An 11,388-nucleotide genomic window follows, 5' to 3' on the forward strand; every position below is an offset into this window, starting at 1 on the left:
ACTGGCTAGCCGATGGCACGCCCCAGCAGATAGATCACCGGAGCCGCCGCCGTCAGCGGCAGGGCGACGCCCGCCGTGAAGTGGACGAAGCGGGAGGGGTAGTCGTAGGAGGCGACCCGGTGGCCGATCAGCGCGCAGGCGCCCGCGCCCAGGCCGAGGAAGGCACCGGACGTGCCCAGGCCCGTGGCGTCCCCCATCGCGATGCCCGCGCCCGCCGCCGCCAGCAGGGCCACGACCACCGAGGCCGCGGTCGGCAGCGGCAGCACCCGCGCCAGGACCGCCACGGCGACGGCGACGGCGCCGACGGTGACGGCGTCCGGCTCGGCCGCGAGGTACCCGGCCGCGATGATCGACAGGGCGGCCGAGGCGACGGTCGCCATCAGGCCGTGCATCCGGGTGTCCGGGTCGGCGTGCGACCGAAGCTGCAGGACGAGGGCGAGCAGCACCCACACGCCGGCGCCGACGATCGCGGCGGGCGCCTGCTCGCGGCCGGCCACGAGCACCGCGACGTCCGCGGTCACGGCTCCCAGGAACGCCAGGGCGATCCCCTGCCTGGCGGGCCACATGCCGTTCAGCCGGAACCATCCCGCGGCTGTCACGCCCTGCAGGATCACGAGGGGAAGCACGAGGGCGTACGTCCCGAGGGCCGCGGCACCGGCGAGCAGCGCCCCGAGCGCGGCGGTCAGCGCGGCGGGCTGCAGCCCGGGCTCGATGATCGGCGAACGCCCTTCCAGCCGGGCCCGCTGGTTGGCGGGGAGGCGGGAGATGTCGACGGGGGGTACTGCGGGCGGCGTCGTGGTCTGCGTACCGCCACCGCCGCGGGCCGTCGTCCCGCCGGGGCCGGAGGAATGGGCGAGGCCGCCGACGCCGGGCGCCGCGTAGCCGTGGGGGTCGTACTGGGACTCCGGCGGCAGCGGCTGCGCGGACCCGTACGCCCGTCCGTCCCAGTGCTGCGGGTAGGCCGAGGGCTGCTGCGGGTACCCGGTGTTCGGGTCGTACCACTCCTGCTGCCCAGGCTGCCGCTGGTGGGGGTCGTAGCCCGCGTCGTAGCCCTCGTACGGCTGGTTGCTCATCGCTGCGCTCATCCTCCTGCGAACGGCGGGAGCACCTCGACCGTGCCGCCCTCGGCCAGCCGTACCGTCTCGTGCTCACGGGTCCCGACGGGGTCACTGTCGACGAGGAAGGAGCATCGCCGCAGGACGCGGACGAGTTCGCCGGGGTGTCGACCGCGGGCTGCTTCGAGCGCCTCCGCGAGTGTGGTCGCGTCGTACGGCTCCTCGGCGGTCCCTGCCGCGGCCTTGGCGGCGGCCCAGTAGCGCACCGTGCCTTTTGCCATCTGCTTCCTCAGCTCGGTCGTGGTGAACACCGTCAGGCTAGCCCGCGCGGGAGACCACCCACGCCCCGATCCTCGCCATCAGTGCGTCGTCGCTGGCGTGCTCGGCGTGGCCCATGCCGGGCTCCAGCCACAGTTCGGCGTGGCCGGGGGCCGCGGCGGCCAGCATCCGGGGGTGGTCGAGGGGGAAATAGCCGTCCTGGTCGCCGTGGACGATCAGCAGCGGGGTCGGTGCGATCAAGGGGACCGACTCCACCGGTGAGGCGGGGACCGGGTCCCAGTCGCGGTGGTGGATGCGGGTGCGCAACCCGTAGCGGCCCAGCAGGCGCCCCGCGCGCCGGGTCACCAGCCAGTGCAGCCTCCGCATGGGGGCCGTGCCCCGGTAGTACCAGCGCGCGGGAGCGCTCACGGCCACCACGGCGTCCGTGCTTGCGTCCCCCAGGTGCTGTGCCGCGTGCCGCAGCACCACGGACCCGCCCATGGAGAACCCGACGGTCACCACCCGCGCGTGCCCGAGACTGCGCGCCCACTCCACCGCGGCCGCGAGGTCGTACACCTCGCGGTCGCCGACCGTCGACCGTCCCCCCGACCCACCGTGGCCCCGGAAGGAGAACGTGACCACGGCGCCGTAGTGGGCGAGAACACCCGCCACCCGGCGGACATGGGGCCGTTCCAGATCGCCTGTGAAACCGTGGGCCACCACGATCGCAAGATCCTCGAGGTGGCCGGAAGGTGCACGTCCGGTGTTGTGCACGAAGGAGCCCGGATCGTATGCGGCGTCGATCGGCACCCCGTCGACCGTGTGCAGCAACGTCCGCAGAGGGCCCCGCCGTGCCGTCTCACACTTCGGACGAACCGTGGATCGTGCCATATGACCTGCCGGACCAATGCTCATGTGGGCTATTCTGCTGGGGAGAGGACTCGGGCAGCGTAGCCCCCGGGTCCTTTTGTGCTTTCGGAAGCGTTGTATACGAAGCGGGAAACCGCAGGTGTACGGGCCGTCGAACGCACAGCGGGTCCCAGCGGCGCGGGATTCGCACCGTACGAAGCTGTGCCGAAGGCTCCCTCACTGCCCGAAGGGCGTGGGAGGTACCCCCACTCGCAGGGACCGAGGAGGAACCAGAAGCTATGGGCGAGCGAACCGTGCACGAACGTATGACGACCGAGGCCGGTGGGGTGCGATGAGTTCTCTGCTGCTCCTGACCAATGCCCTTCAGCCGTCGACGGAGGTGCTTCCCGCTCTCGGCCTGCTCCTGCACAACGTGCGAGTGGCTCCGGCGGAAGGCCCCGCTCTCGTCGACACCCCGGGCGCCGACGTCATCCTGATCGACGGACGACGCGACCTTCCGCAGGTGCGCAGCCTGTGCCAGCTGCTGCGGTCCACCGGACCCGGCTGTCCCCTCGTCCTCGTCGTCACCGAGGGCGGCCTCGCGGCCGTCACCGCCGACTGGGGCATCGACGACGTCCTGCTGGACTCCGCGGGACCCGCCGAGGTGGAGGCCCGCCTCCGCCTGGCCATGGGCCGCCAGCAGATCGTCAACGACGACTCCCCGATGGAGATCCGCAACGGCGACCTGTCCGTGGACGAGGCGACCTACAGCGCCAAGCTCAAGGGCCGTGTCCTCGACCTCACCTTCAAGGAGTTCGAGCTCCTGAAGTACCTCGCGCAGCACCCGGGCCGCGTCTTCACCCGCGCCCAGCTGCTGCAGGAGGTCTGGGGCTACGACTACTTCGGCGGAACGCGCACGGTCGACGTGCACGTACGGCGGCTGCGCGCCAAGCTCGGGCCCGAGCACGAGTCGCTGATCGGCACCGTCCGGAACGTCGGTTACCGCTTCGTCACCCCGGAGAAGGCGGAGCGCTCCGGCGGGGGCGCCTCCCGTTCGAGCGAAGCCGAGAGCAGGGGAGAGGCGAAGGCCAAGGCCACCCGGTCAAAGGCGGAGGATGCGGGCGAGATGGCCTCCCTGTCCGGGGCCGAGGTCACGGCTGAGGCATAGAACCGCGTACGCCCTGCCCAGGGCCGGTCCATCCGCGTAGACTCCGCGCGTGGCCAAGGTGACTCGGGACGATGTGGCGCGGCTGGCGGGTACTTCCACCGCCGTCGTCAGCTATGTCATCAACAACGGACCCCGGCCGGTCGCCCCGGCCACGCGCGAGCGCGTACTCGCCGCGATCAAGGAACTGGGGTACCGGCCCGACCGGGTCGCCCAGGCCATGGCGTCCCGGCGCACGGACCTCATAGGCATGATCGTCCCCGATGCGCGCCAGCCCTTCTTCGGGGAGATGACGCACGCGGTCGAGCAGGCCGCCGCCGAACGCGGAAAGATGGTCCTCGTCGGCAACACCGACTACGTGGCCGAGCGCGAGGTCCACTATCTGCGGGCCTTTCTCGGTATGCGCGTCTCGGGGCTGATCCTGGTCAGCCACGCGCTCAACGACCACGCCGCCGCCGAGATCGAGGCGTGGGACGCCCGGGTGGTGCTGCTGCACGAGCGGCCCGAGGCGATCGACGACGTCGCGGTCGTCACGGACGACCTCGGCGGGGCACAGCTCGCCGTCCGCCACCTCCTGGAGCACGGCTACGCGTACGTCGCCTGTATGGGTGGTACCGCGGAGACCCCGGCGGTCGGCGACCCGGTCTCCGACCACGTCGAGGGCTGGCGGCGGGCGATGCAGGAGGCCGGGATCCCCACGGAGGGCCGGCTCTTCGAGGCACCGTACAACCGCTACGACGCCTACCAGGTGGGCCTGGAGCTGCTGTCCGGCCCCAACCGTCCGCCGGCCATCTTCTGCTCCACCGACGACCAGGCGATCGGCGTGCTGCGCGCGGCGCGCGAGCTGCGCATCGATGTGCCGGGGGAGCTGGCGGTGGCGGGCTTCGACGACGTCAAGGAAGCCGCGCTGACCGACCCCCCGCTGACGACCGTCGCCTCAGACCGCTCAGGGATGGCCCGGGCGGCCGTGGACCTGGTCCTGGACGACGGCCTGCGGGTCGCGGGATCGCGGCGGGAGCGTCTGAAGCTGTTCCCGTCCAGGCTGGTCGTACGGCGTTCCTGCGGCTGCGAGGGCTGAACCGGCCCCGGCCGCGGCAGCCGGAGGGCGCACGCCCGGAGTGCTCGGAACAGCGGGTCGGATCGGTTGCAGCCCGCCCCTCCCACGGGACCCCCGGCCTCCGGGCCAGAAGGGCTCCGAGGCGTCTTTATATCGGGCATACGCGGTTCTGTCGGGCTTCTCAGGGACGACTCAGGTGGCTCTCATGATCCCGGGACACCCTCTATTACATGACCGAGAGCTTCCGCCGCAGCGGCGAGTACGAGCACCCCGAGGGTGACGGGCACCAGTTCGCATACCCCCGGCAGCACGCCTCTTCCCCCGTGAACCCCGAGTGGCCGCCTCCGCCGGCGTACCAGCCGGTCCCGCCGGTGACCGTCGAGCCGGGGACCACGGTCTGGCCGGGTCAGCAGCCCGCATACCCCGCCGCCACCGGACACGGCGGTGCGGGCGACGGCGGTGGCACGGCGCCCCACGCTGCGGTCCCCGCCGAGCCCGGGACGCCGAAGAAGCGCGCCAAGGGTCCGCTCGCCCTCGTCGCCTCCGTGGCGATCGTCGCCGCGGCCGTCGGCGGCGGCACGGCCTACGGCATCCAGGAGCTGACCGGCAAGGGCACGGTCCCCTCCAGCTCCACCAGCACCACCGTGGTGCCGTCGAGCAAGAGGGGCACGGTGGCCGGAGTGGCCGCCGCGGTCAGCCCGAGCATCGTGGAGATCAACGCGGCGTCGAACGCCGGCGAGTCGACCGGGTCCGGCGTGGTCATCACCGGCAACGGCGAGATCATCACCAACAACCACGTCGTCTCGGGCGCCTCCTCGATCAAGGTGACGACGAGCAACGGCACGTCGTACCGCGCACAGATCGTGGGCACCGACAGCAGGAAGGACATGGCGCTGATCAAGCTGGACGGCGCCTCCGGCCTGAAGACCGCCACACTCGGCAACTCCGACGGTATCCAGGTCGGCGACCAGGTCGTGGCGATCGGCTCCCCCGAAGGCCTGACCGGTACGGTCACCAGCGGCATCGTCTCCGCCCTCGATCGCGACGTCACCGTCTCGACCGACGACAACCAGGGGCAGGGCCAGGGCAACGACCAGTGGCCGTTCGAGTTCGGCGGCCGGCACTTCAACGGCGACACGGGCTCGTCCACCACCACGTACAAGGCGATCCAGACGGACGCGTCCCTGAACCCGGGCAACTCCGGCGGCGCCCTGATCGACATGAACGGAAACATCATCGGCATCAACTCGGCGATGTACTCGGCCGCTTCCGACTCGACCTCGTCGAGCGCCGGCAGCGTCGGCTTGGGTTTCGCCATCCCGATCAACACCGTCAAGTCCGACCTGGCGAAGCTGCGCTCCGGCTCCCAGAGCTGAGCGAGTCTCCCGCCGGGCGACCGGTAAGGAGTACGACATGATCAAGCAGGTTCTGCACGAGGCCACCGCCCCCATCGCCCCCGCCGGGGTCGCCCTGGCCCTCGCCGTGGCGTACGAACTCCACGCACCGTCGATGAAGCGGGTGCCGAAGCCCTACGAGGCCCCCTCACGCGAGATGCGGCTGCCGGAAGTGGCGGTCCCGCAGCTCATGGGCCTGCGCACCAGCGCCGCACGCCCCCACCGCCGCAAGGTGCCGCTGAGCCGGCTCACCGCGGTGCTCGGCTGAGCCGAGTGCCGTACGGCTCGGGGGTCCCCGGCGAAAAGCCCGAGCCGCCCTTCCCGTCCCGGCCGGGAAACGTGCGAGGCTGAATGCGTTCAGCCCCACCCATCCACCTCGAGGACACTCCACCCCATGAGCCCCGCCGAAGGCGACCGTGAATCGCAGCGCATCCTGATCGTCGACGACGAGCCGGCGGTGCGTGAAGCACTCCAGCGCAGCCTCGCCTTCGAGGGCTACGACACCGAGGTCGCCGTGGACGGCGCGGACGCGCTGGAGAAGGCGACCGCGTATCAGCCGGACCTGGTCGTCCTGGACATCCAGATGCCGCGCATGGACGGTCTCACTGCCGCCCGCAGGATGCGCGGCGCGGGCACCACCACACCCATCCTCATGCTCACGGCCCGCGACACGGTCGGAGACCGCGTCACCGGTCTCGACGCCGGGGCCGACGACTACCTGGTCAAGCCGTTCGAGCTGGACGAGCTGTTCGCCCGTGTCCGTGCCCTGCTGCGCCGCAGCTCGTACGCGGCCGTGACGGTCGGCGCTCCGGAGGACGAGGCGCTGACGTTCGCCGACCTCCGTATGGACCTCGCCACGCGTGAGGTCACACGGGGCGGGCGGCCGGTGGAGCTGACCCGGACCGAGTTCACGCTCCTGGAGATGTTCATGGCCCATCCGCGCCAGGTGCTGACCCGAGAGCAGATCCTGAAGGCCGTATGGGGCTTCGACTTCGAACCGTCGTCGAACTCCCTCGACGTCTACGTGATGTACCTTCGCCGCAAGACGGAGGCGGGCGGCGAGCCTCGCCTCGTGCACACCGTCCGCGGAGTGGGGTACGTCCTGCGGCAGGGCGGCGCCGAGTGATCAAGCGGTTCCGGTCCCTTCCGCTTCGCTCCCGGCTGGCTCTGCTGGTGGCGGCGGCCGTGGCGTTCGGGGTGGCGGCGGTGTCGGTGAGCTGCTGGTTCGTCGTGCAGGGCAAGCTGTACGAGCAGGTGGACAACAACCTGAAGAGCGCGAGCGGTCCGGTCCGGGCCGGGGGACTGGCCAGCGTCCTGAACGACTGCACGACCACGCCGTCCCCGCAGGACGAGCGCGGTCCGGAGCCCGGCACCTACTACACGCAGGTGATCAATACGAGTGGCGATGTCTGCGTCTACCCGAACTCGGCAGGTGTCGTCGAGGTCACGGGCAGCGACATCGACATCGCCAAGAACCCGACCAAGGGTGTCCTCCACAACAGCACGGACAGCAAGGGCAGGCCGGTTCGGGTGTTGACGACGCCCCTGATCAGCGACGGTCTGGGGGGGCCGCAACTGCAGCCCGACAGCGCCCTGCTCCTGGCGTACCCGCTCAAGGACACCGACAAGACGCTCAACGACCTGGCCGTGCTTCTCCTCATCGTGTCCGGGCTCGGAGTCGTGGGCGCCGGTGCCGTCGGTCTGGCGGTCGCCCGCGCCGGTCTGCGCCCCGTCGACAAGCTCACCGAGGCCGTCGAGCACATCGCCCGGACCGAGGACCTGACCACCCGTATCCCCGTGGAGGAGCACAGCGAGGACGAGATCGCCCGTCTCTCCCGCTCCTTCAACTCGATGACCTCGGCCCTGGCCAACTCCCGTGAACTGCAGCAGCAGCTGATCGCGGACGCGGGCCACGAGCTGCGGACGCCGCTCACGTCGCTGCGGACGAACATCGAACTCCTCAGCCGCAGCGAGGAGACGGGCCGCCCGATCCCGCCGGAGGACCGCAAGGCACTGCTCGCCTCGGTGAAGGCGCAGATGACCGAGCTGGCCTCGCTCATCGGCGACCTGCAGGAGCTGTCGCGGCCGGAGAAGGGACAGCACACGGGCAAGACGCAGATCGTGGAGTGGCAGGACATCGTCGAAACCGCGCTGGTCCGGGCGAGGCTGCGCGGCCCGGCGCTGACGATCATGACGAGCCTTCAGCCGTGGTACGTACAGGCGGAGCCGGCCACGCTGGAGCGGGCGATGGTCAACGTCCTCGACAACGCAGTGAAGTTCAGCCCCGAAGGCGGCACGATCGAGGTCGCGCTGGCGAACGGTGTACTGACCGTCCGCGACCACGGACCCGGCATCGCGGCGGAGGAACTTCCGCACGTCTTCGACCGCTTCTGGCGTTCCCCGAGCGCCCGGGCGCTGCCCGGCTCGGGCCTCGGCCTGTCGATCGTGGCCCGCACGGTCCAGCAGGTGGGCGGCGACGTGTCCCTGACGCCGGCGGAAGGCGGCGGCACCGTGGCGACGGTACGGCTGCCGGGGGCGCCGACGCCGCTGCCGGAGACGGGCCGGCACGAACTCGCCTGATGTGCACCAGTCCGGTCGAACCGGCAGGCCCCGCCCCCGTCGAGGGACGGGGGCGGGCCTTCGATCAGCGCACTCCGGTCACCGCACGACCGTGATCCGGTCGGCCGCCGGCACCGGATAGGGTGCCGAGGCCGACGAGTTGGCCGTCAGATACCCCTCGAACGCGGCCAGGTCGTCCCCGCCGACCAGCATGTTCGAGCCCTTGCCGAGCTCCGCGAAGCCGTCGCCGCCGCCCGCGAGGAAGGAGTTCATCGCGACGCGGTAGGTGGCCGCCGGGTCGATCGCCGTGCCGTTCAGCTTGACGGAGTCCACGACCACCCGCGCGGCACCCGACTTCGTCAGGTCGAGGGTGTAGGCCAGGCCGCCCGACACCTGAAGGATCTTCGGCGAGGCCTCGTTCGCGCCGCTGACCTGCTGCTGCAGCGCGGTGATCAGCTGGGCGCCCCTCAGGTCGACCAGGTTCACCGTGTTGGAGAACGGCTGGACCGTGTACGCCTCCCCGTACGTCACGACGCCGTCGCCCTCGCCGCCGCTCGCGGCGTAGGTGAGCGACGCGCGGATGCCACCGGGGTTCATCAGGGCGAGGTCCGCCTCGGGGTCGAGGGACTTGGCGTACGCCAGCTGCGCGTCCGCGATCAGGTCGCCCATCGGGGACTCGGCACCGCTGTTGCCGATCTCACCCGCGATGTAGCCGATGGGACGGGAGGCGATGGGCGCGGCGAGCGTCTTCCACTTCGTGATCAGGTCCGTCATGTCGGGGGCCTTGGCGACGTCCCGGGTCACCACGTGGTTGGCCGAGGTGACGGCCGTTCGTGCGATGTCGCCGGTCCAGCGGTCGTACGTCAGCGTCGTGTCCGTGTACAGACGGCCGAACGAGGAAGCCGACGTCACCATGCGCGGGTGGCCCGCCGGGTCGTCGATCGTGCACACATACGCCTGGTGGGTGTGGCCGGTGACCAGTGCGTCCACGGCAGGGGTGACGTGCTGGGCGATGTCGACGATCGGGCCGGAGATGCCGTCGCCCGCACCCGGGCTGTCGCAGTCGTAGTTGTAGGCGCCGGACGCGGGCGCCCCGCCCTCGTGGATCAGGGCGACGATCGACTGGACGCCCTGCCGCTGGAGCACCTTGGCGTACTTGTTGATCGTCTCCACCTCGTCGCCGAACTTCAGGCCCTTGACGCCTTCCGCGGAGACGATGTCCGGAGTGCCCTCCAGCGTCACGCCGATGAAGCCGACCTTGACGCCGTTCTTCCTCCACACCCAGTACGGGTTGAGGATCGGCTTGTCGGTCTTCTCGGATGTCACGTTCGCGGCGAGGTAGGGGAAGTTCGCCCCCTGGAACTTGCTGCCCGCGTCGTAGCAGCCGTCCGTAGGGTGGCAGCCGCCGTTCTGCAGCCGGGCCAGTTCCCCGGCGCCCTCGTCGAACTCGTGGTTGCCCACGCTGGTGACGTCCAGGTCCAGCTTGTTGAGCGCGTCGATGGTCGGCTCGTCGTGGAACAGTCCGGAGATCAGCGGCGAGGCGCCGACCATGTCACCTGCGGCGGCCGTGATCGAGTAGGGGTTGCCCTTGCGGGCCTCGCGCAGATGCGTGGCGAGGTACTCCACGCCGCCCGCGTCGATGGTCTTGGTGGTGCCGTCCTCCTCCTGCTCGGTCACCCGTCCCGAGGATCCGGCCGGCGGCTCCAGATTGCCGTGCAGGTCGTTGAAGGACAGCAGCTGAAGGTCCTGGTAGCGGCCGGGGAGCCGGTGCCCGGACGTGCTGCCCTGGGCGCCGGCCGGCAGCGCCGCCACCAGGGCGCCGATGGTGGCCAGGCCGGCGGCCGCCCCGAGGATGCGGTGAAGACGTCTGTGCCGGTAGGTCGGCGGCATGTGCCCCCCTCGGTGTAGTGCGCGCAGCCGGCCGCGTGCGCGGAGCCGGCCTCATGTGTGCGGCCGGCTGCCTGTGCGCGCGTTGTGTAAAGAGCGTGCCAAGGCGGCCATTCGGGCAGCCTAGGATCAACGCGCGTAGCGCAACAGGGGGTTCAGGGTTACAAGCGCGTTGCCTTTGCCTCCCTTTTCCCCGGTCCGCCCCGTACCCTCGTACCCATGACCAGCGACGACACCGCCCGCCAGGCACTGCCCCGCTCCCTCGAGACCGTCCCGGAGCTCTCGCCCGAACAGACCGAGGCCGTGCTCGCGCTGCTCGCCGAAGCCGCCCGGGTCGACGGCCAGCAGGCCGTGTCCGAACAGGGACGTCTGCAGTTGCGCGGCGGTGAGCGGGACGGGGTGTCCCATCTGCTGCTGTCGGTGGGCGACACGCTCATCGGCTACGCACAGCTGGAGGACACGGACCCGGTGGAGGCCCCGGCCGCCGAGCTGGTCGTGCACCCCTCGTACCGTGGCCACGGGCACGGCCGGGCACTGGGCTCCGCGCTCCTTGCCGTCTCCGGCAAGCGGCTGCGGGTCTGGGCGCACGGCGGTCACTCGGCCGCCCGGCACCTCGCCCAGGTCCTCGGCCTCTCCCTCTTCCGTGAACTGCGCCAGCTGCGCCGCCCGTTGACCGATCTCGACCTGCCCGAGCCGGGGCTGCCGGACGGCGTCACCGTGCGCACCTTCGTGCCCGGCCAGGACGACGCGGCCTGGCTCACCGTCAACGCGGCGGCCTTCGCCCACCACCCTGAGCAGGGCTCCCTCACCCAGCGCGACCTCGACGACCGCAAGGCCGAGCCGTGGTTCGACCCGCAGGGCTTCTTCCTCGCGGAGCGCAAGGGCGAACACGGCCCCGAGCTCATCGGCTTCCACTGGACGAAGGTCCATGCGGAGGAGGAGCTCGGCGAGGTCTACGTACTCGGCGTCCGCCCCGGCGCCCAGGGCGGCGGTCTCGGCCGTGCCCTCACCACGATCGGCCTGCGACACCTCGCCGCCCAGGGCCTGCCCACCGCCATGCTGTATGTCGACGTGGACAACAAGGCCGCGCTGGCGGTCTACGAGCGGCTGGGCTTCACGACCTACGAGACGGATCTGATGTACCGCACGGAGACGTGAGGCGCG

Annotated in this window: 11 protein-coding genes; 7 read left to right on the plus strand and 4 right to left on the minus strand. The window is 71.1% G+C overall.

Going from position 1 to position 11,388, the window contains the following annotated elements:
• Positions 1-5: 5 nt before the first annotated feature.
• Genes VXC91_RS11115 through VXC91_RS11125 form a run of 3 tightly spaced genes read right to left on the minus strand, consistent with a single transcriptional unit; the run spans position 6 to position 2,228 of the window.
• Entirely contained in the window at positions 6-1,073 is a 1,068-nt protein-coding gene (locus VXC91_RS11115; RefSeq protein WP_329506945.1) for a hypothetical protein, read from the minus strand.
• Between the two features lie 8 nt (positions 1,074-1,081).
• Entirely contained in the window at positions 1,082-1,336 is a 255-nt protein-coding gene (locus VXC91_RS11120) for a MoaD/ThiS family protein (RefSeq protein ID WP_329506988.1), read from the minus strand.
• A gap of 37 nt (positions 1,337-1,373) precedes the next feature.
• On the minus strand, positions 1,374-2,228 hold the full coding sequence (locus VXC91_RS11125; RefSeq protein WP_329506946.1) for an alpha/beta hydrolase: 855 nt from the start codon (positions 2,226-2,228) through the stop codon (positions 1,374-1,376).
• A 286-nt stretch (positions 2,229-2,514) separates the two neighbouring features.
• On the opposite strand from VXC91_RS11125, the gene VXC91_RS11130 reads away from it, so the two are divergent.
• The 6 genes from VXC91_RS11130 (at position 2,515) to VXC91_RS11155 (ending at position 8,358) form a co-directional block, all read left to right on the plus strand.
• Positions 2,515-3,330 carry a response regulator transcription factor gene (locus VXC91_RS11130; protein ID WP_329506947.1) on the plus strand — a complete coding sequence of 272 codons (816 nt, stop codon included), beginning with the start codon at positions 2,515-2,517 and terminating at the stop codon, positions 3,328-3,330.
• A 49-nt stretch (positions 3,331-3,379) separates the two neighbouring features.
• The gene (locus VXC91_RS11135; RefSeq protein ID WP_329506948.1) at positions 3,380-4,405 is read left to right on the plus strand and encodes a LacI family DNA-binding transcriptional regulator; all 1,026 of its coding nucleotides are present in this window, start codon (positions 3,380-3,382) and stop codon (positions 4,403-4,405) included.
• Between the two features lie 209 nt (positions 4,406-4,614).
• A complete protein-coding gene (locus tag VXC91_RS11140; protein WP_329506949.1) occupies positions 4,615-5,760 on the plus strand; it encodes a S1C family serine protease in 1,146 nt (381 codons plus the stop codon).
• Positions 5,761-5,797: 37 nt separating this feature from the next.
• Positions 5,798-6,046 carry a hypothetical protein gene (locus tag VXC91_RS11145; protein WP_329506950.1) on the plus strand — a complete coding sequence of 83 codons (249 nt, stop codon included), beginning with the start codon at positions 5,798-5,800 and terminating at the stop codon, positions 6,044-6,046.
• A 126-nt stretch (positions 6,047-6,172) separates the two neighbouring features.
• Complete coding sequence (locus VXC91_RS11150) at positions 6,173-6,904, plus strand: response regulator transcription factor (RefSeq protein ID WP_329506951.1); 732 nt, start codon at positions 6,173-6,175, stop codon at positions 6,902-6,904.
• On the plus strand, positions 6,901-8,358 hold the full coding sequence (locus VXC91_RS11155; RefSeq protein ID WP_329506952.1) for a sensor histidine kinase: 1,458 nt from the start codon (positions 6,901-6,903) through the stop codon (positions 8,356-8,358). Before VXC91_RS11150 ends, VXC91_RS11155 begins: the two co-directional genes overlap by 4 nt.
• Positions 8,359-8,436: 78 nt before the next feature.
• On the opposite strand, the gene VXC91_RS11160 is transcribed toward VXC91_RS11155, so the two are convergent.
• Positions 8,437-10,227, minus strand: coding sequence for a bifunctional metallophosphatase/5'-nucleotidase (locus VXC91_RS11160; protein ID WP_329506953.1), 1,791 nt, complete (start codon positions 10,225-10,227; stop codon positions 8,437-8,439).
• 216 nt (positions 10,228-10,443) lie between these two features.
• Between VXC91_RS11160 and mshD the strand changes: the two genes are divergently transcribed.
• Positions 10,444-11,382: a mycothiol synthase gene (gene mshD, locus VXC91_RS11165; protein WP_329506954.1), complete on the plus strand. Its 939-nt coding sequence runs from the start codon at positions 10,444-10,446 to the stop codon at positions 11,380-11,382.
• Positions 11,383-11,388: the final 6 nt, after the last annotated feature.

Origin of the sequence: Streptomyces chiangmaiensis, assembly GCF_036281785.1 — a bacterium.
Taxonomy (GTDB): Bacteria; Actinomycetota; Actinomycetes; order Streptomycetales; family Streptomycetaceae; genus Streptomyces; species Streptomyces chiangmaiensis.